Raw genomic sequence first — 17,401 nt, 5'->3', positions numbered from 1 at the left:
TCTGCTCACATCTGCCGGAACAAATGCGCGTACTGGCGGCTCACCGCGAGCGCGCCGGCGTGGCCGCGCAGGCGCAGCGTCATCTTCCCGAGCGCACTGACCGAGGCGCTTTCCACCTGATCCACGTTGACCACGGTGCTGCGGTGCACCTGCCAGAAGCGCGCGGGGTCCAGTTGCTCGCACAACTCGCGCAGGCTCGTGCGGATCAGCAGCTCGCCGCCGTGCGTCGTGACCACGACATATTTGTCGGCGGCTTCGAAGTACAGAACATCTTCCACCGGAACCATGCGGATGTCGTTGCCGCTGGAGGCGCGCAGATAACGCAGCGGCGCCGGGCCTGAACGCGCCTGCGCGCCCGCACGCGCTTCGCGCACGTCCTGCGTGATCGTTTCCAGTTGGCGCAGCACGCGCTGAAGGTCGGCTTGCATCTGCGGAGCGGTTCCCGGCTCGCCCGCCGCGCTCCCGGAAGATCGCGCGAGCCGCTCTCGCAGCCGCTCCACCGTGCGCGCGAGCCGCGCCGCCTCGACGGGCTTGAGCAGATAGTCGATGGCAGCGGCGTCGAAGGCTTCCAGCGCGTAGGCGTCGAAGGCCGTCACGAACACGATTTGCGGCGGCGCGGCGAGTTGCGCGCACGCGCGCGCGACGTCGAGGCCGCTCGCGCCCGGCATGGCGATGTCGAGGAACGCCACATCGGGCGCGAGCGCGCCAATGCGCTCGATGGCGTCATGGCCGTTGCCGACGCTCGCCGCGATATGCAGATCCGGCCACGCGTGCGCCAGTTCGCGTTCGAGCGCGGCGGCGATCAGCGGCTCGTCTTCGGCGATCAGCGCGGTGGGCGCGGTGGGCGCGGCATGGGCGGGCGCGCGGCGTTTCATGGCGTGGTTCCCGTGGCTCCCGCGTTGCCGGGCGCGCCGGAGTTGCCCGCGTCGTCCGCATCGTGAGCGGGCAGCCGCACGCGCGCAATGAGTCCGTGCGGCGCGTTCTCGATCAGCGTGAGCGAGGCGTTCTCGCCATAGAGCGCCGCGAGCCGCTCGCGCACGTTCGCGAGGCCGACGCCCGCGCCCTGCGTGCCGGGCGTCGCGCCAAAGCCCGCGCCCGTGTCCGCGACGCTCAGTTCGACATGCGAGCCGTCGCGCCGGGCGCTCACGTCGATCCGTCCGCCCTGGACCGCGCCCTGAATGCCGTGCTTGAGCGCGTTCTCCACCAGCGGCTGCAACAGCATGGGCGGCACCGCCAGCCTCACGCAATCGCGCGGCAAATCGAACGTGTAGGCGAGGCGCGGGCCGAGCCGCATGGCATGCACGGCGAGCATCGATTCGAGCACTGCGAACTGGAGCGCGAGCGTTTCGCTTTGCGTGCGGGAGGCCTCCAGCGTCGCGCGTAGAAAGCGGTTGAGGCTCGCGAGCAATTCGCGGGCGCGCGGCGGGTCGGAGGCGATCAGGCTGTCGAGCGTCGCCAGCGTGTTGAACAGAAAGTGTGGTTCGATCTGCGCCTGAAGCGCTTGCAGGCGCGCGCCGAGCGCGGTGCGCTCGGCGGCTTCCTTCTGCCAGGCGGTGCGCGCGACCTGCTCGCTCAGCTCCGCGATGCGCGTGCGCGACCAGCCGTACCACGTGGCGATCAGTGTGGCGCTGAGCGCGATCCAGCCGGTCAGGGCGAGATCCTTCGCCGCGAACGTCCGGCGCACGTCGAGCCCCAGCAAGAGGCTGGCGATGCCGCGCCCGAGCGCCGCGCCGAACACGATGGCGAGCACCATCACCAGGGCGAGGCGCGGGACCGTGAGCGCATTGCGGCGCTGTAAAACGAAGCGGCCGACGCCGAGCAGCAGCATGATCGAGATCCCGATCGCCTCGCTGAACACGAAGTTGTCGAAGAAGCCTTTGCCTTTGCCGATGCCGGCGGCCGTGAGCGCGAAGGCGATCAGCGCGTTGCCGATCACGACGATCACGCCTTCGCGCGCGAACCCGGCGATGAGGACATGGGCGGCCGGCGGGCTCAGGCGGGCGGCGGCATTCGGAAACTCGACGTGCGAGCCAGGCATCATGCGATCCAGCCGGTGACGATGAGGTTGAGCAGCCGGTGCGGCGTCGCGACGGCGGCGACCCCGGCCGCGACGAGGGCGAAGAACGAACCGCGCATGGCCCGGCGATGGCCGCGCACGTTGCCGTGGCGGATCGCCCAGATCGCGCGCGCGAGGCTCGCGAACGTGAGCAGCGACAGCCCGTGTACCCAGGACAAATGCCCCGGATGCAGCTCGCGGATGTCGAACGAAATGAGCGCGGTGGCGCACATCGTCAGCGCCCAGAGGCGGCCGAGCCATTTGTGCCGTGCGCCGCCTTTTTCGGTCAGCATCACGGCGGTTCCGAGTATGACAGAAAGTGTCGCGGTGACGACGTGTGCGGCAACGATGACAGGCATGCTGGCCCTCCGTTTGCAGGTCGAGGAGACTCGATGGCCGCAGTGTGGAGGGCGGGGGAAGGGCGGGCGAGCGGTTTGCGACGAAGCGCGGGAAAGGCGGCGCGAAGGGTGGGCGGCAGGGCGCGAGTGGATCGATGACGCGAGTCAGGCGGGCGGAGGCGCGTCGAGCGCCTTTGCCATCTCGGTCGTCCCGCTCCACCCGAGACCTTGATAAAGCGGCCGCCCCTGCTCGGTGGCATGCAATATCGCGTACGTCACTCCGCGTTGCGCGAACGCTTCGTCGGCGAGTGTCATCAGCGTGCGTGCAAGGCCGCGGCGCCTCGCCTCGGGCTCCACGTAGACGTTGAGCACATACCCGCGCCGATCAGTTTCGGGATGCAGAGGATGCGGCGGCCAGTCGATCAACATGAGCCCGATGCCCGCGAGCGCCACGCCGCGCTCGCTCAGCACATAGCCGAAATACGCGCCGCTGGCCAGACGCGGCGCGAGCCATGCGCGAAAGTGCGTCGTCATCGAGCGCAGTGCGGCCTCGTCGCGGCCCGCCTCGCGGAACATCGCTTCGCGGTGCCGGCAAATCAGTTCGAGGTCTTGAACATCGATCGGGCGCACATCCATGCGGTCTTCCCCGGAAGAAGGAAACTCAGGAAACGGACCGCACAGCGTACCTCAGCTAGACCGGCGCTCTGCCGATTTCGCGCAGGATTTCGTCGAACGACGCCGGTTTGACGAGATGCCGGTCGAAACCCGCTTCGCTCGCGGCCTCGCGGTCGCGCGCCTGGCCATAGCCCGTGAGCGCGATCAGCAGCACGCGCGCGGTGGCGGGCGCGGCGCGCAGCGCCTTGGCGACGGCGTGGCCGTCCATGCCCGGCAGGCCGATGTCGAGTATCGCCACGTGGGGCAGGAAGCTTTGCGCGAGCGCGAGCGCGGCCGGGCCGTCGTGGGCCACGCGCACGTCGTGGCCTTCGAGTTCGAGCAGCATGAGCAGTGACGCCGCCGAGTCGATGTTGTCGTCGGCGATCAGCACGCGGCGGCGCGGCGGCTCGGGTTGCGCGGCGGTCGGGGGCGACTGGGTGTTTGCCGACGCGCATTGCGGCGCTTGCGCGATCGGCAGGCGCACGACGAACTCCGAGCCTCGGTCGATGCCGTCGGAATGCGCGCGCACCGAGCCGCCATGCAGTTCGGCCAGCTCGCGCACGAGCGCGAGACCGATGCCGAGGCCGCCGTCGGCGCGCTTGAGCGCGTCACGCGACTGCATGAAGAGTTCGAACACGTAGGGCAGCTCGTCGGGCGCGATGCCGATGCCGTTGTCGCGCACGTGGATCGCCACCTCGAACGCGTCCGATTCGAGCCGCAGCGTGATCGCGCCGCCTTCGGCCGTGTACTTCGCGGCGTTCGAGAGCAGATTGCTGATGATCTGCGCCACGCGAATGGCGTCGCCCGTCACGTGGCAAGGCTGGCAGTCGATCTCGACGGTGAGTTGCTGCGATTTCGCGTCGAGGAACGGGCGGCTCGTTTCCACGGCGATATCCACGATCTCGCGCAGGTCGAGCGTGCTCATTTGCAGCGCGATCTTGCCGTGTGAAATGCGCGACACGTCGAGCAGGTCGTCGACGAGGCGGCCGAGGTGCTGGACCTGGCGGCTTGCGATCTGCCGCGCGTCGGCGCGCATGGCGTCGTTCGCGCCGTGGCGCGGGTCGAGCAGCTCGATCGCGTTGCGAATGGGCGCGAGCGGGTTACGCAACTCGTGCGCGAGGGTCGCGAGAAAGCTGTCCTTGCGGCGGTCGGCGTCGCGCAGTGCTTTTTCGGCGGCGTAAAGGCGCAGCAGCGCGCGCACGTTGGCCACCAGCTCGGCGGGATCGACGGGCTCGGTGAGGTAGCTGTCCGCGCCGCCGTCGAGCGCCAGGATCTTGTCGCGCGTTTGCACCGCCGCGGCCGAGGTTTGCAGCACGAGCGTCGAGTTGGTCAGCGGGTCGGACTTGATGAGGCGGCACACTTCGATGCCGCTGATGTCGGGCAGCTTCACGTCGAGCAGCACGAGCGCCGGCGCCTGCTCGCGCACGGCTTCGAGCGCGCCCTGGCCGGTGGCGGCCTCGATCACGGCGAAGCCCGCGTGACGCAGCACGCGCGACTTCACGTAGCGTGCGCCCTCGTTGTCGTCGACGTTGAGGATCAGCGTGGTAGGCGCGTTCATGGCGTGGCGCCGTCCGACGTTTCGGGTTCGTCTTCGACCGGCGCGGCAAGGCGCACCGGCACGCTCACGCGAAACGTCGAGCCAACGCCTGGCTCGCTGTCCACGCCCACTTCGCCGCCCAGCAGCGCGGCGAGCTTGCGGCACAGCGGCAGCCCGAGGCCTGTGCCCTTCACGCGTTGCTGGAGAAGATTCTGCACCTGGCCGAATTCCTCGAAGATGATCTGGTGGTGTTCCGGAGCAATTCCGATGCCCGTGTCCGCCACGAAGAACGTGATGTGCTCGCCAGGCGCTCCGCCCGGCTCGCCGGGTTCGCCAGATTCGCACTGCGCGCCCACGCGGATATGGCCGCGCTCGGTGTACTTGAGCGCGTTCGAGACGAAGTTGCGCAGGATCTGCGTGAGCTTCGGTTCGTCGGTGTAAAGGAGCGGCAGGCCTGCCGTGGCGGCGAATTCGAGCGTCACGTGGGGCGTGTCGAGCAACGGCGTGAGCATCGTGCGCAACGCGGCGAAGAGGTCGGCGGGGTCGAACCACGCGGGTGAGACTTCGGTCTTGCCCGCTTCGATCTTGGCCAGGTCGAGCAGGTCGTTCACGGTTTCGCCCAGCGTTTCCGCAGACGAAAGGATCAGCCGGACCTGGCGATCCTGCTCCACGCTCAGGTCGCCGTCGAGCCGGTTGAGCAGCAGGTTGGCGAGCGCGCGGATCGAGCTGAGCGGCGTGCGCAGCTCGTGGCTCATGTTGGAGAGAAAGCGCGTTTTCATCAGGTCCGCGCGGCGCAGTTCCTCGGCGCGCTCGTCGAGCTCCGCATAGAGCGCGACCACGCCGCGATTGGTCGCCTCCAGCTCTTGGGTGAGGCGCGCGAGTTCGTCCTGGCGCTCGCGCAGTTCGTCGAGCGTCGAGACCAGTTCGCGGTTCTGCTGTTGCACTTCGGCCAGCGAATCGTCCCGTGGATCGCGCTCGCAGACTTCGTGCAGGATGCGCTCCAGCTCCGCGCCGCGCACTTCGGCCCGCTCGGCGGGCAAGAGGCGCGCCATCGCGACCGTCGTGCCCGCGCCCGGCTCGGAACGGATGTCGAAGCGGTCCATGAGACGGCGGCTGCCCGTAATGCCGAGGCCCGGGCCCGGACCGTTCATCGGCGTGCACGCTTGCGTGCCGTCGAGCACGGCCGCGAGGTCGCGCACGCCGGGGCCGCGATCGCGCACTTCCACGCCGAGCGCTTGCCGCGGCCCCTCGCCTTCGAGTGCGAAGGTCGCTTCGCCGCCGCCCGCGTATTCGAAGGCATTGCGGGCGATCTCGGAAACGGCGCTGGCAATGCGGGTCTGGTCGAGCGGCGAAAAGCCGAGCCCGGCCGCGAGCTCGCGCGCGCGGCGGCGCGCGACCACGACGTCCTGGGCGGTGTCAAGCCGGATGCGCAGCAGGGGCGTATTCATGGGTCAACTGTACTCCGGGGCGGGCGCGCACCACGACGACGGTGGCGTCGTCGCGGCGGCGCGCGAAGTCTCGGTAGAGGACGGCCGCGATCACGACCGCCGGCTGGTTGGCGAGGCCGGGCCACGCAGCGAGGTCCCAGCGCGTGCCGATGCCGTCCGAGTGCAGGATGAGGAGCGCGTTCGCACCCCAGGCAACCTCGAACTCCTGGGTGCCGCGCATCGTATGGCCGACGATGCCGTTGCGCGACACGAGCTGGTAGCTTTCGCGCGCGGCGGCGTTGGCGCTGGCGTTCGCACCGGCGCTGCCGCTCGCGGAACGCGCCGCGCGGCTTTCCACGGGATGGCTCGTGCCGTACGCGACGGCCGAGATGTTGCCGGTGCCGCAAAACGCAAGCGCGCCGCGCGCGAGATCGAGACGCACGAGCGCGAGCGCCGCGCCGCGCGTGGGGCGCAGCGCCGCGTGCGAAAGCTCCATGAGCGCCGCGGGCGCGAGGCCCGCGCGGCGGCGCAGCACGTCGAGCGCGGCGGCTGCGGCCTCGTGCGCTTGCGCGCCGTGGCCGAGGCCGTCGGCGACGGCAAGCGTGAAGCCGCTCTGGTCGGCCTGCGCCTGCCAGCCGTCGCCGCAGACTTCCTCGCCGGGGTAGGGCACGCACACGGCGCCGATCTCGGGGCTGGCGCGCGCGGCATGCGTCGCGCCCGCGCCGCTCGCGTGCACGAGGGCGCGCAGCACGACGCCCGCGCCCGGCTGCGAGTAAAGCGCGAACTGGCTGGAGAGCCGCCGGATCGCGCCGAGCCCCGTGCCCGCCGTGCCGGCCGTGGAGTGGCCGTCGGTGAGCGCGGCGCCCACGTCGGTCATGCCGGGGCCCCGGTCGAGCGCGATCAGTTCGACCGCGCCTTCGAGCGCGCGCACGAGCAACTCGCCGTGCCCGGCGTGCTTGAGGATGTTGGTGGCCGCTTCGGTCAGCACGATCGCGAGACGTCCGGCATCGGTCTCGTTGAGCGCGGCGCTGCGCGCGGCCTCGGCCGCGCCGCGCCGCGCATAGGCCACGCTGCTCGCGTCGCTGATCTCGAAGGATCGATGCATGCCGCCGCCGGAGCCGGCCGCAGTGTCTAGCGTACTTTCCATTTCGTGATGGTGACTGTCGTGCCGTTGCCCGGCGCCGATTCGATCGTGAACTCGTCACACAGGCGCCGCGAGCCGCCTAAACCGAGGCCGAGGCCGTTGCCGCTCGTGAAGCCGTCCTTCAGCGCGCGCTCGATGTCGGCGATACCGGGGCCCTGATCGACGAAGGTGAGCCGTAGCCCCACGCGCACGCCGCTCGCGAGCACTTCGAGCCGCGCGTCGCCGCCGCCGCCGTGCTGCAACGTGTTGCGCGCAAGCTCGCTTGCCGCGGTCACGAACTTGGTTTGCTCGATGAGCGAGAAGCCCTGCTCGATCGCGGCGTCGCGCACGATCTGCCGCAGCCGCACGATTTCCTCATCGGAGCGCAGGCTCACTTGCGCCGCGAGCCGTTCGTTCATGTCGTTGCTATTCATGATCGAATGCAAGAGACGTGCTAACGCTAACGCGGCTGGCGCTGCTTGAGCAGCGCCATGCCTTTCTCGACGTTCAGTGCCGTGCGCACGCCCGTGAGCGTGAGGCCGAGTTCGACCAGCGTGATCGCCACCGAAGGCTGCATGCCGACGACCACCGTTTGCGCGTCGAGCACCATGGCCATGGCGGCCGTGTTGCTGATCATGCGGCCTATGAACGAGTCCACCACGTCGAGCGCCGAGATGTCGATGAGCACGCCCTTGGCCGACTCCTTCACGATGCGCTCGGTCAGGTCGTCCTGGAGCGCGATCGCGAGGCGGTCGTGCATGTCCACCTGGATCGCGACGATCAGGCAGTCGCCAAGGCGCAGAATCGGAATGCGTTCCATCGTGGGCGTTCCGGGTTCGTCAAGCCGCGGCCTTCGGCGTGCTGATGGTCGCGCCGATGCGTTGCAGCGCGATCACGAAGGCGTCGGCGAGCGTGGACTTGGTGGTGACGTTGGTGAGATCGACGCCCAGATGCACGATGGTCTGCGCGATCTGCGGGCGAATGCCGCTGATGATGCAGTCCGCGCCCATGAGGCGCGCGGCGGCCACGGTCTTGAGCAGATGCTGCGCGACGAGCGTGTCCACGGTGGGCACGCCCGTGATGTCGATGATCGCGAGGCCCGCGCCCGTGTCGACGATCTTTTGCAGCAGGCTTTCCATCACGACCTGGGTGCGCGAGGAGTCGAGCGTGCCGATGAGCGGCAGCGCGAGGATGCCTTCCCATAGCTGCACGACCGGCGTGGAAAGCTCGAGCAGTTCCTCCTGCTGGCGCGCGATGATCGCTTCGCGGCTGCGCTGGAAAACGTCGGTGGTGTAGAGGCCGAAGCCGTCGAGCAGCAGGTTCACCTGCCAGCTCAGCTCGGCGAGTTCGCCGGGCCTGCCCGCATACGCCTCGCGCAGGCGCGCATAGACCGGCTCCTTGAGCGAGAACACGAAGGTGGCCGTCTCCACCGGCGTGTAGCCCTGGCGCGCGCGGTGCGCCGACATTCCCGCGAGGAACGCGCGCACCGGTTCCCACTCGGGGCGGCTTGCATCGAAGGTGTCGGCGTTCGGCAGGGTGTCGAGGAAGACAGCGAGGAAGGTGGTGAACTGCTCGCGCACTTCCCCTTCCATCGCGAGGCCGCGACGCAGCGCGTTGGGTAGATGCAGGCGCAGCCAGTCGGAGAGAAGCGTGTCGCGATGCTGGCCGAGTATGTCCGCAATGCGGGCTTGTTCCTGTGTGTCCATGCGATCTCCTGGGCGATGAGCCTGGGCAACGAGCCTGGGCAATGAGCCGCGCCTCTCGCTGCGAGACGAACCGCTGAACCTTACACCATCGTATCGATTGAAGCGATTACGTGGGCAAAAAGCGAAAGCGGGCGAGCGCGTGTGCGACCGTGTGCTTTTTGCGTGCCCGGGGGGTGCCTGGTTGGTGCCCGGTGCTCCGCGCAACCGCCGCCGGGCCGCGCGGCACACGGATGCGCCGCTTTGCCATGGCGCGCTTGTAGTTTTTACACGCGCTATGCATGCCGGGTACGCGGGTTGCGGTTGCCGTCGCGACCGCTGGCGCGGGTTCGACGGGTGGTATGCGACTTGCTTCACAGCGTGCGCCAACAACGATCCGATCGACAATGAGGAGCACCACAACCATGGAGCCCGAATCCGCTTCGCCCCAGCCATCGCCATCGACCTTCCCTGCTTTGCTCTCGCGCCTGTCGTTTTGCCTCGCCTGGCTGTTCGGCCTGGAGGCGTTCCTCGCGGACGACGACCGCTCGCACGCCGGCCGTCCGGGCTAAGGCGCGCGCCGCGCACGACCGCACAACGATTCGCCGGTCGGCCCGCCGACCCGTTAGACTGACCTCTGGCGTGCGCTTCGCGCCGCGCCGGCGTGCCGCGCCTGGCGCATCCCCGCGTTCGTGCCCGCTTTTTGCCAATCCTCAGAGAATTCGATGACCAGGTTATTCCGCTTTGGCGCGCTGCTTGCGTGCTGCCTGTCGTTTTTGCCCGCCACGGCGGCGTTCGCCGACGTCGACCAGTCCGACCCGCAGGCGCTCATCAAGACCGCCACGCAGCAGGTGCTCGACGAAGTGCGCGCGAAGTCGATCGCGCCCGACGATATCGGGCGCATTCAGGACATCGTCAATCGCGACATCCTGCCTTACGTCGATTTCAGCCGCACCACGCGCCTCGCCATGGGGCCGCACTGGCGCACGGCCACGCCCGAGCAGCGCACGCAGATTGAGCAACAGTTCCAGTTGCTGCTGATCCATCTCTACTCGGGCGCGATCGCGCAGCTGAAACCCGACCAGAAGATCGACTACCCGCCCGTGCGCAGCTCGCCCGGCGACACCGACATCGTGGTGCGCACGCTCGCGCAAACGAGCACCAACCCGGTTGAAATCGATTACCGCCTTTACAAGGCGCCGCAGGGCTGGCGGCTTTACGACCTGAACGTGCTCGGCGCGTGGCTGATCCAGACCTACCGCCAGCAGTTCAATGAAAAGATCCAGCAGGGCGGCGTGGACGGGCTCATCCAGTTCCTCACCGCGCGCAACCAGGAGCTCGTGTCGGGCAAGGCGCAGTGACGCCATGATCCGATGACGCGCGACGGCACGCGCGCAACGGCGTTTGCCGCGCGCGCGCCATCTGCGCGCAGTACCATTTCGAGGCGCGTTTTGTGCGCGTGAATGGGTCGCGCGTTTGCCTTTGCCGTTCGTTACCTATTTTTCCGATTCGATCCGACATGAATTTCCCGCTGCCGCCGCAGGGCCGACGCAACCGGGTGTTTCCGCCAAGCCCGCCGACGCTGCACAGCCTCGCCTCCGTCATTACCGGCGTGGTCGTGGTGTGCGGCCTGTACTTCGGGCGCGCGGTGCTGATTCCCATCACGCTCTCCGTGCTGCTGAGCTTCCTGCTCGCGCCGCTCGTGACGACGCTGCGGCGCTTTCATCTGCCGCAGTTCCTCGCCATCCTCGTCGCGGTGCTTTCCACCGTGCTGGCGCTCGCCGGCGTGGGCGCGCTGATCGCCGCGCAGATCTACCAGCTTTCCGCCTCGCTGCCGCAGTACCAGGAGGAGATCGAGCAGAAAGTCGAAACGGTCCAGCAAAAGACCGTGGGCCGCGCCGACTCGCTGATGTCACGCGCCGCCGCCACGCTGCAACGCGTGACGCCCACGCCGCCGCCTGCGCCGCCGCAGCCGCGCGGGCGCGCGGCGCGCAACCAGCCGCAGCAGCCCATGCCGGTGGAAGTGCACACGCCCGCGCCCACGCCGTTGCAGCTCGCGCAGAAGGCGCTCGCGCCGGCGGTCGCGCCGCTCGAAACGGGCTTTATCGTGCTCGTGGTGACGATCTTCATCCTGTTCCAGCGCGAGGATCTGCGCGACCGGCTCATCAGCGTGTTTGGCTCCAACGACCTGCACCGCACCACCACGGCCATCAACGACGCCTCCCAGCGGCTCTCGCGTTACTTCGTCGCCCAGCTCGGCGTGAACGTGACGGTGGGGGGCGTGATCGCGCTGGGGCTGGCGGGCATCGGCGTGCCGGGCGCGCTGCTGTTCGGCGCGGTGGCGGCGCTCATGCGCTTCGTGCCCTACATCGGCATCTGGATCGCCGCGATCATGGCCACGCTCGTCGCCGCGGCCACGCAGCCGCAATGGACCATGGGCGTCACGACGCTGATTTTCTTCATCGTCGTGGACGTGGTGGCCGGGCAGTTCGCCGAGCCGATGCTCTATGGCCGCCGCTCGGGGCTTTCGCCGCTCGCGGTGGTGGTGGCGGCGATCTTCTGGAGCTGGCTGTGGGGGCCGATCGGGCTCGTGCTGTCCACGCCGCTTACGCTGTGCATCGTCACGCTCGGCCGCTACGTGGACCGCCTGAACTTCCTCACGATCCTGCTTGGCGACCAGCCCGCGCTCACGCCCGCGCAAACCTGCTACCAGCGCCTGCTCGCCGACGACCCGCACGAGGCGCTGCTCCAGGCCGACCGGTTGCTGGCGACCATGCCGCTCATCGACTACTACGAGCAAGTGGTGTTCGAGGGCCTGCGCTTCGCGCGCAACGACGCCTTGCGCGGCGTGCTGCCCGCCGAGCAGGTCGCGCGCATCAACCAGGCGCTGCTCGACATCGTGGAAGACCTCGAATCCGTCGACGACTCGCGCCACGCGAGGGTCGCAGAGTCGAGCGCACACAAGGCGCTCAGGAGCGGTGGCGACAGGCCGGCGGAGTTCAAGCTGGCGCCTGATGCGGGCGAGGTGCTTTGCGTGCCGGGGCGCGGCGCGTTCGACGACGTGGCGGTGGCGATCGTCGGACAGTTGCTCCTGCGCCATGAGATTCCCTGCACGGCCACGACTTACGACGAAGTGCGCGCCACGCGCGCGGCGATGGTGGACGGGCAGCGTTCTCCGGCCATCTGCGTGGTCTCGCTCGACGCGCCCGAGTCGGCGCCTTACCTGCGCAATCTCGTGCGGCGGCTGCGCGAGCGCGCGCCCGTCGCCACCATCGTGGTGGGCATCGGCGCGATGCTGCGCGACGACGGCGCGGGCATTGCCGACGACCCCGACACGCTCTTTCCGGCTTCGCTGCGCGAGCTCATCGCGCAATGCGGCGCGGCGCTCTCGCCCGAGCGCGAACCGCCGCCGGAAAAGAGGGAGACAACGCAAGATATGCAGGATCAATACAGCGCCGGGGCGAAATTGTGACAGTCATGCGCGCGTCACATTGAACCCCGAAGATATGCGGCCCTGTGCCCCCTGGTTGCGGCATTCGAGTTACTAGGAGACAACGATGCTGAGTCCGCATGAATTCGCCACGCTGATGCTGGTCCGCCATTCGCCGGACCAGATCGACATGAACCGCCATGAGCTGGATACGCTGCTCGAGCGCCAGCTGGTTGCGCTCGAACACTGGACGGAAGGCCATCGCCAGCTCTCGCTCACGAGCGCCGGACGCTCGCTGCTCGAAGCGGTGGGGCGGCTCGACTACGTGACCGGCTTGCCCGGCGCGCTGGGCGGCGAGCCGCTCGCGGCCGGCCTTTGATTGACCCTTCGCGCGCCGACGTCCGCTCCGGCGCGCTGCTGCATTACCGGTTTTCTCGCCGCCGCGACATGCGCCATGCATTGTCTGCTTAAGCATTTATTGAGTAATGCCAGGTAATGGTGCGATGGATCACGTCCAGCGTATTTGAGCGTCTTGTGTCCCTCGTCAGAGGCTGATACGCTCCCTTATTACAGCCGCGCGATCAAGGGATCGCCGCTACGCCTTTTCCTATGGAATGCGAATGATCGTGCCAATCTTGGGACGCGGTATTCAGCACGCATCGAACGTGCATCAAGTGAGCATCAAGCGCGGCAGGGTGCTCGCGGCGCGCGTCTTTCATTCGGCCGACTGGCGTTTTCCTTTACGGGTTTATCCCCATCGCACCGCTTTATGGTGCTCGTCAAACTGACTCCGTCCTCCAGAGTCTCCTCAACTCACCTACCCCCCTAAAGTAAAAGGAGGATCTATGGCTAAGCGTATCGCCTACGTGACCGGCGGCATGGGCGGCATCGGTACCGCCATCTGCCAGCGCCTGCATAAGGATGGCTTCACGGTGGTCGCGGGCTGCGGCCCGAATTCGCAGCGTAAAACCCGCTGGCTCGACGAGCAGAAGGCGCTCGGCTACGACTTTGTCGCATCCGAAGGCAACGTGGCCGACTGGGACTCCACGGCCGTGGCGTTCGAGAAGGTGAAGAAAGACGTGGGCGAGATCGACGTGCTGGTCAACAACGCGGGCATCACGCGCGACGTCGTGTTCCGCAAGATGACGCACGAAGACTGGACCGCCGTGATGGACACCAACCTCACGAGTCTCTTCAACGTCACGAAGCAGGTGATCGACGGCATGATCGAACGCGGCTTCGGGCGCGTGATCAACATCTCGTCGGTGAACGGGCAGAAAGGCCAGTTCGGTCAGACCAACTACTCGACGGCCAAGGCCGGCATTCACGGCTTCACGATGGCCCTGGCGCAGGAAGTCGCGACCAAGGGCGTGACGGTCAACACCGTTTCGCCGGGCTATATCGGCACGGACATGGTGAAGGCCGTGAAACCCGAGGTGCTCTCGAAGATCGTCGACAGCATTCCGGTGCGGCGCCTGGGCGAACCGCTGGAAATCGCCTCGATCGTCGCCTGGCTCGCCTCCGACGAAGCCGGCTTCTCCACCGGCGCCGACTTCTCGCTCAACGGCGGCTTGCACATGAGCTGAGCGTGCGGGGTGCTTGCGCACTCAACGAGGTTCCGGAAGCGGGAGCGGCGTCATGCCGGCTCCCGCTTTGTGTTTTGGGGCGGCCGCGCATGGTTTGCGCGATTGACGTGAACGGCGAGGGCGTCGAAAGAAAAACGCGCCGGAAGCGGACTTCCGGCGCTCAAGTTCGACTCTGCGTGGTCCCTGACAGTGAGGGACAGGGTATGGGGCGTGGCGGCGGGCCTGCAAGTCGTTGGGCCCGCCGTCTTGCTCCATAAGTGAATTATCGGCTGGACGCGCCACAAGTTGAGTGCGTGGAAACGCCTATATCAAGGCTTGTTTCAAGGCCTGTTTCCAGGCCTATCCCGCGCTTCACCAGTCGATGCGGTGGCGTGCCTCGGTCTCGCGGTGGCGGCGGTCGTCGTCGCTGTGCAGGTAGAGGCTCGTCGTGGTGAGCGAAGCGTGGCCCAGGTTGTCGCGCACGAGGCGCAGGTCGAGATCGCCGTCGGCCATGTGGGAGCCCGCGCTGTGGCGCAGCCAGTGCGCCGACGCGCGTTCGAGTTGCGCCGCGCGCGCCGCGAAGTCGCTACCCGCGCCCGCTTGCGCGCCGCGCTGGCGCAACCGTTCGGCTGCACCCGCGAAGATGCCTTTCACGATCGCATGGAGCGCCGCGCGTGTGAGCGGCTTCGGCGGTTGGGCTGCCTGGGTTCCCACTTTCGTGCCGATCGGCAGCACGAGCGGCGTGGTTTCGAGCGCCATGGGCAACGCGGGCAGACCGCGCTCGCGCCGGTAGCGTACGAGTTCTTCCATCAATTCGGCGGTGGCGGGCACGAGACGGCGGCGCTCGCCCTTGCCGAGCACGTCGAGCCACCAGCGCTCCTTGCCTGCCGCGTCGCGGCGCGAGAAGAAGTCGCCCATCGTGTTCGTCCCCACTTCCGAGATCCGCAGGCCGCCCAGATAGAGCAGCGTGAGGAGCCAGCGCGCGCGGCCGTGGTGCTCGCGCTCTCGCGTGCTGTCGCGCGGCAGGCTGTCGACATAGGCCTTCACCTCGTCCCAGAGTTCGCGTTCCAGGTAGCGCGTGATGCGCGGCTGCGCGCGGCGCGCGCGCTGGCGCGAGAGCGAAAGCGGATTGCCTGCGAGATAGCCCGCGCTCACGAGCCACGAGAACAGCGCGTTGAGGATCACCATGGCCTGGCGTTGGCTCGTTGGCGAAAGCGGCCCGTAGAACGGACGCCAGCGCGCGTCGCTGCGCGGGTGCTTGCGCCCGCAGCCCGCCACCCAGCGCGCCGCGGGCTGCGGATCGGCGATAAAGCGCTGATACGCGAGCAGGTCCTCGTGCGTGAGCGACGAGAGCGGCTTGCCGAGTTGCACGATGGCCCAGAGCATCAGGCGCTCGGCCTCCTTGCGGTAGTTCTCGAAGGTGGACTTCGAATCGGCCACGCGCGCGAGCCAGGCGCGCACGGCGTCGAGATCGTTCGCGGCGGCGATCTGCATGCGCCCCGGCGCGCGGTTCACGCCGTCGTGGCCGTCGAGGTCGGCGGGGAGTTCGAGCGCCTCGATGGGGCGCGGGGCAAGCAGGGCGGTTTGCATGGCGAAGCGGGAAAGCGAAGGCGGCAAAAAGTGTTACGGACTATAGCGGATGAGGCGGGGATGCAGCGGCACGGTTCACACCGTCGCCACCAGAATCGACTCCCCGCTCGCAGGCCGCAAACCATCGCTACGTCCTGCGAAATAACGCGCGGTGAGGTCCGCCGTCGAAACATGCCGCGCCTCGCGCAGCCCTGCTTCGCGCGCGAGCGCGAGCATCTCGTCGGGCGCGAAGAAGCTCACGAACGGCGTGCCCGCCGCGCGGGCGCGCTCATAGATGGCCGCGTGCTGCGAGCGTTCGGGTTCGTCGATGAGTTCGAGCGGCAACAGGAAGGTCATGGCAAGCGTCGAGCCCGGCGCAAGCTGTGCGATCTGCCGCAGCGTCGCGAGATTCGCCGCGCGCGTGAGGTACATGGAGACGCCCGTGGACGCGATCACCGCCGGGCGCGCAACGTCGAAGCCGTTGGCGCTCAGTTGCTCCCACCACGATTCACCGCCTTCGAAATCGACCGGCACGAAGCGTTGCCAACTCTGCTCGCGAAAGCCGAGTTCGTCGAGGCGCTGGCGCTTCCACGCCTGGGTGCCCGGCTTGTCCACTTCGTACACGTGCAGGCGCGAGGCGGTTTCGGGGCGGCGCTGCGCAAACGTGTCGAGGCCCGCGCCGAGAATCGCGTACTGCGCGACGCCCTGCGCGGCCTGCTCGATCACGAGATCTTCGACAAAGCGCGCACGGCCGACGATCGCCGCGCGGTAGCCGCGCGTACCTGCCGGGTGCATGTCGGGCCGCTCGCGCCAGTTCGCGTCGGGCGCGGCGATCTGCATGCCGATTTCGTCTTCGAGCACATGGGGCGCGTCGTCGACCTGGACGTGCAGCGCGCGCCAGAGCGCGACGCGAATGGCGGTGGAATCGGGAGCGGTGGCGCTGGCGGGCATGGTTCGATCCTCCGGGGTGGCTTTCGTCGGGCGATTATCGCGCGCCGGGCCGCGCCTGGCCCGAACCTGGCCGGCCTGACTTTTGTCCGCGCTGGCCGTAGATATCGGCGCTCACCTGGCGCAACGTCTCGATCATCACGCTCGCGGCCGGCGTGAGCAGCCCGTCCGCGCGCGTGATGATGCCGAAGTCGTCCATCTGGCAGTCCATCGGCACGGGCAGGATCGCGACCATGCCGTGCGCCGCGTAATAGTGCGCCACGTCTTCGGTGAGCACGGCGATCATGTCGCTCTGCTCCAGCACGCGCGTGATGAAAAGGAGCGCGGGCGTTTCCACCACGTTCGAAGGCGGCGCGAGGCTCTCGCGCTGGAACATCAGTTCGAAGCGGTGGCGCAGCACGCTGCCCACGGGCGGCACGACCCACGTGGCGCGCGCGATGTCGGCAAGCGCGATCGGCGCGGCCGGTTTGCCTTCCGGGTCGCCCAGCATGGGATGCCCCGGCCGCACCACGGCGCACACGGGCTCGCCCGCGAGCGGCTCGTAGCGCAACTGGAGCTTGTCGTGCTCGGCGGAAAGGCGGCCCAGCACCACGTCGAGTTTGTCCTGTGCGAGGTGTTCCAGCAGCACGTTGCTCGCGTCGATCTCCACGCTCACGCGCAGGTTCGCATGCGTGCGCTTGACCGCCGCCACCGCGGCCGGCAGCACGCGCACGCCAGGCGAGGTGATCGCGCCCACCGCCACATGGCCGAGCCGCCCGGCCTTCAGCGCGTTCAGTTCCTCCTGCGCCTGGTCGAGGCTGCCGAGCACGGCGCGCGCGTGGCGAATGAGGGCGTCGCCATAGTGCGTGGGCCGCATGCCGCGCGGCATGCGCTCGAACAGCACCGCGCCGAGCATGTCCTCGAGCTCGCGCAGCAGCTTCGAGGCCGCGGGCTGCGTGATGTTGAGCGCCGCCGCCGCGCGGTGGATGTTGCCTTCTTCGGCCAGCGCCACGACCAGCAGCAATTGCCGCGTTTTCAGCCGCGTGCGCACGTACCAGGGGCTCGTATCGAGCATGTTTTTGCCTGATTTCCC

Annotated in this window: 18 protein-coding genes; 5 read left to right on the top strand and 13 right to left on the bottom strand. The window is 68.3% G+C overall.

Annotated elements, in window-relative coordinates; translation table 11 throughout:
- Positions 1 to 5: 5 nt before the first annotated feature.
- The 10 genes from C7401_RS06970 to C7401_RS06925 form a co-directional block, all read right to left on the bottom strand.
- Positions 6 to 875, bottom strand: coding sequence for a LytR/AlgR family response regulator transcription factor (locus tag C7401_RS06970; RefSeq protein ID WP_112170613.1), 870 nt, complete (start codon positions 873 to 875; stop codon positions 6 to 8).
- On the bottom strand, positions 872 to 2,041 hold the full coding sequence (locus C7401_RS06965) for a sensor histidine kinase (RefSeq protein ID WP_112170612.1): 1,170 nt from the start codon (positions 2,039 to 2,041) through the stop codon (positions 872 to 874). Before C7401_RS06965 ends, C7401_RS06970 begins: the two co-directional genes overlap by 4 nt.
- Positions 2,038 to 2,415: a DUF2306 domain-containing protein gene (locus tag C7401_RS06960; RefSeq protein ID WP_112170611.1), complete on the bottom strand. Its 378-nt coding sequence runs from the start codon at positions 2,413 to 2,415 to the stop codon at positions 2,038 to 2,040. The genes C7401_RS06965 and C7401_RS06960 overlap by 4 nt, the downstream gene beginning before the upstream one ends.
- Before the next feature lie 144 nt (positions 2,416 to 2,559).
- Positions 2,560 to 3,030 carry a GNAT family N-acetyltransferase gene (locus C7401_RS06955; RefSeq protein WP_112170610.1) on the bottom strand — a complete coding sequence of 157 codons (471 nt, stop codon included), beginning with the start codon at positions 3,028 to 3,030 and terminating at the stop codon, positions 2,560 to 2,562.
- A gap of 55 nt (positions 3,031 to 3,085) precedes the next feature.
- On the bottom strand, positions 3,086 to 4,606 hold the full coding sequence (locus C7401_RS06950; RefSeq protein ID WP_112170609.1) for an ATP-binding response regulator: 1,521 nt from the start codon (positions 4,604 to 4,606) through the stop codon (positions 3,086 to 3,088).
- Complete coding sequence (locus C7401_RS06945; protein WP_112170608.1) at positions 4,603 to 6,033, bottom strand: sensor histidine kinase; 1,431 nt, start codon at positions 6,031 to 6,033, stop codon at positions 4,603 to 4,605. The genes C7401_RS06950 and C7401_RS06945 overlap by 4 nt, the downstream gene beginning before the upstream one ends.
- Positions 6,002 to 7,159: an ATP-binding protein gene (locus tag C7401_RS06940; protein WP_112170607.1), complete on the bottom strand. Its 1,158-nt coding sequence runs from the start codon at positions 7,157 to 7,159 to the stop codon at positions 6,002 to 6,004. The genes C7401_RS06945 and C7401_RS06940 overlap by 32 nt, the downstream gene beginning before the upstream one ends.
- A complete protein-coding gene (locus C7401_RS06935; protein ID WP_224043408.1) occupies positions 7,144 to 7,569 on the bottom strand; it encodes an anti-sigma regulatory factor in 426 nt (141 codons plus the stop codon). The genes C7401_RS06940 and C7401_RS06935 overlap by 16 nt, the downstream gene beginning before the upstream one ends.
- Before the next feature lie 26 nt (positions 7,570 to 7,595).
- Positions 7,596 to 7,955 (bottom strand): STAS domain-containing protein, encoded by a 360-nt coding sequence (locus tag C7401_RS06930; RefSeq protein WP_112170606.1) that lies wholly within the window; start codon positions 7,953 to 7,955, stop codon positions 7,596 to 7,598.
- A 19-nt stretch (positions 7,956 to 7,974) separates the two neighbouring features.
- A complete protein-coding gene (locus C7401_RS06925) occupies positions 7,975 to 8,841 on the bottom strand; it encodes an STAS domain-containing protein (protein ID WP_112170605.1) in 867 nt (288 codons plus the stop codon).
- A gap of 401 nt (positions 8,842 to 9,242) precedes the next feature.
- Here C7401_RS06925 and C7401_RS44885 point away from each other — a divergent pair, with 401 nt between their 5' ends.
- The 5 genes from C7401_RS44885 to C7401_RS06905 all read left to right on the top strand — a co-directional run bounded on the left by C7401_RS44885 (position 9,243) and on the right by C7401_RS06905 (position 13,833).
- On the top strand, positions 9,243 to 9,389 hold the full coding sequence (locus C7401_RS44885) for a hypothetical protein (protein ID WP_181565512.1): 147 nt from the start codon (positions 9,243 to 9,245) through the stop codon (positions 9,387 to 9,389).
- Positions 9,390 to 9,542: 153 nt separating this feature from the next.
- On the top strand, positions 9,543 to 10,178 hold the full coding sequence (locus C7401_RS06920) for an MlaC/ttg2D family ABC transporter substrate-binding protein (RefSeq protein ID WP_112170604.1): 636 nt from the start codon (positions 9,543 to 9,545) through the stop codon (positions 10,176 to 10,178).
- A 158-nt stretch (positions 10,179 to 10,336) separates the two neighbouring features.
- A complete protein-coding gene (locus tag C7401_RS06915) occupies positions 10,337 to 12,289 on the top strand; it encodes an AI-2E family transporter (protein ID WP_112170603.1) in 1,953 nt (650 codons plus the stop codon).
- 85 nt (positions 12,290 to 12,374) lie between these two features.
- The gene (locus tag C7401_RS06910; RefSeq protein ID WP_165841856.1) at positions 12,375 to 12,626 is read left to right on the top strand and encodes a hypothetical protein; all 252 of its coding nucleotides are present in this window, start codon (positions 12,375 to 12,377) and stop codon (positions 12,624 to 12,626) included.
- A 466-nt stretch (positions 12,627 to 13,092) separates the two neighbouring features.
- Positions 13,093 to 13,833: a 3-ketoacyl-ACP reductase gene (locus tag C7401_RS06905; RefSeq protein WP_112170602.1), complete on the top strand. Its 741-nt coding sequence runs from the start codon at positions 13,093 to 13,095 to the stop codon at positions 13,831 to 13,833.
- A gap of 351 nt (positions 13,834 to 14,184) precedes the next feature.
- Here the strand turns inward: C7401_RS06905 and C7401_RS06900 are convergent, their stop codons facing one another.
- The 3 genes from C7401_RS06900 to C7401_RS06890 all read right to left on the bottom strand — a co-directional run bounded on the left by C7401_RS06900 (position 14,185) and on the right by C7401_RS06890 (position 17,383).
- A complete protein-coding gene (locus tag C7401_RS06900) occupies positions 14,185 to 15,402 on the bottom strand; it encodes a tyrosine-type recombinase/integrase (protein WP_112170601.1) in 1,218 nt (405 codons plus the stop codon).
- A 75-nt stretch (positions 15,403 to 15,477) separates the two neighbouring features.
- A complete protein-coding gene (locus tag C7401_RS06895; protein WP_112170600.1) occupies positions 15,478 to 16,332 on the bottom strand; it encodes a class I SAM-dependent methyltransferase in 855 nt (284 codons plus the stop codon).
- A 34-nt stretch (positions 16,333 to 16,366) separates the two neighbouring features.
- On the bottom strand, positions 16,367 to 17,383 hold the full coding sequence (locus C7401_RS06890; RefSeq protein WP_112170599.1) for a LysR substrate-binding domain-containing protein: 1,017 nt from the start codon (positions 17,381 to 17,383) through the stop codon (positions 16,367 to 16,369).
- Between the last annotated feature and the right edge of the window lie 18 nt (positions 17,384 to 17,401).

Source organism: Paraburkholderia unamae (assembly GCF_003268775.1).
GTDB lineage: Bacteria > Pseudomonadota > Gammaproteobacteria > Burkholderiales > Burkholderiaceae > Paraburkholderia > Paraburkholderia unamae.
This window is presented reverse-complemented; position numbering and strand designations above follow the sequence as displayed.

What these genes read in the sequence shown, in the direction of transcription:
- C7401_RS06900 (WP_112170601.1), bottom strand. Translation starts at nt 15,402, where the DNA reads ATGCAAACCGCCCTGCTTGCCCCGCGCCCCATCGAGGCGCTCGAACTC.
- C7401_RS06955 (WP_112170610.1), bottom strand. Translation starts at nt 3,030, where the DNA reads ATGGATGTGCGCCCGATCGATGTTCAAGACCTCGAACTGATTTGCCGG.
- C7401_RS06895 (WP_112170600.1), bottom strand. Translation starts at nt 16,332, where the DNA reads ATGCCCGCCAGCGCCACCGCTCCCGATTCCACCGCCATTCGCGTCGCG.
- C7401_RS06930 (WP_112170606.1), bottom strand. Translation starts at nt 7,955, where the DNA reads ATGGAACGCATTCCGATTCTGCGCCTTGGCGACTGCCTGATCGTCGCG.
- C7401_RS06945 (WP_112170608.1), bottom strand. Translation starts at nt 6,033, where the DNA reads ATGAATACGCCCCTGCTGCGCATCCGGCTTGACACCGCCCAGGACGTC.
- C7401_RS06965 (WP_112170612.1), bottom strand. Translation starts at nt 2,041, where the DNA reads ATGATGCCTGGCTCGCACGTCGAGTTTCCGAATGCCGCCGCCCGCCTG.
- C7401_RS06925 (WP_112170605.1), bottom strand. Translation starts at nt 8,841, where the DNA reads ATGGACACACAGGAACAAGCCCGCATTGCGGACATACTCGGCCAGCAT.
- C7401_RS06920 (WP_112170604.1), top strand. Translation starts at nt 9,543, where the DNA reads ATGACCAGGTTATTCCGCTTTGGCGCGCTGCTTGCGTGCTGCCTGTCG.
- C7401_RS06915 (WP_112170603.1), top strand. Translation starts at nt 10,337, where the DNA reads ATGAATTTCCCGCTGCCGCCGCAGGGCCGACGCAACCGGGTGTTTCCG.
- C7401_RS06890 (WP_112170599.1), bottom strand. Translation starts at nt 17,383, where the DNA reads ATGCTCGATACGAGCCCCTGGTACGTGCGCACGCGGCTGAAAACGCGG.
- C7401_RS44885 (WP_181565512.1), top strand. Translation starts at nt 9,243, where the DNA reads ATGGAGCCCGAATCCGCTTCGCCCCAGCCATCGCCATCGACCTTCCCT.
- C7401_RS06935 (WP_224043408.1), bottom strand. Translation starts at nt 7,569, where the DNA reads ATGAATAGCAACGACATGAACGAACGGCTCGCGGCGCAAGTGAGCCTG.
- C7401_RS06905 (WP_112170602.1), top strand. Translation starts at nt 13,093, where the DNA reads ATGGCTAAGCGTATCGCCTACGTGACCGGCGGCATGGGCGGCATCGGT.
- C7401_RS06970 (WP_112170613.1), bottom strand. Translation starts at nt 875, where the DNA reads ATGAAACGCCGCGCGCCCGCCCATGCCGCGCCCACCGCGCCCACCGCG.
- C7401_RS06940 (WP_112170607.1), bottom strand. Translation starts at nt 7,159, where the DNA reads ATGGAAAGTACGCTAGACACTGCGGCCGGCTCCGGCGGCGGCATGCAT.
- C7401_RS06950 (WP_112170609.1), bottom strand. Translation starts at nt 4,606, where the DNA reads ATGAACGCGCCTACCACGCTGATCCTCAACGTCGACGACAACGAGGGC.
- C7401_RS06910 (WP_165841856.1), top strand. Translation starts at nt 12,375, where the DNA reads ATGCTGAGTCCGCATGAATTCGCCACGCTGATGCTGGTCCGCCATTCG.
- C7401_RS06960 (WP_112170611.1), bottom strand. Translation starts at nt 2,415, where the DNA reads ATGCCTGTCATCGTTGCCGCACACGTCGTCACCGCGACACTTTCTGTC.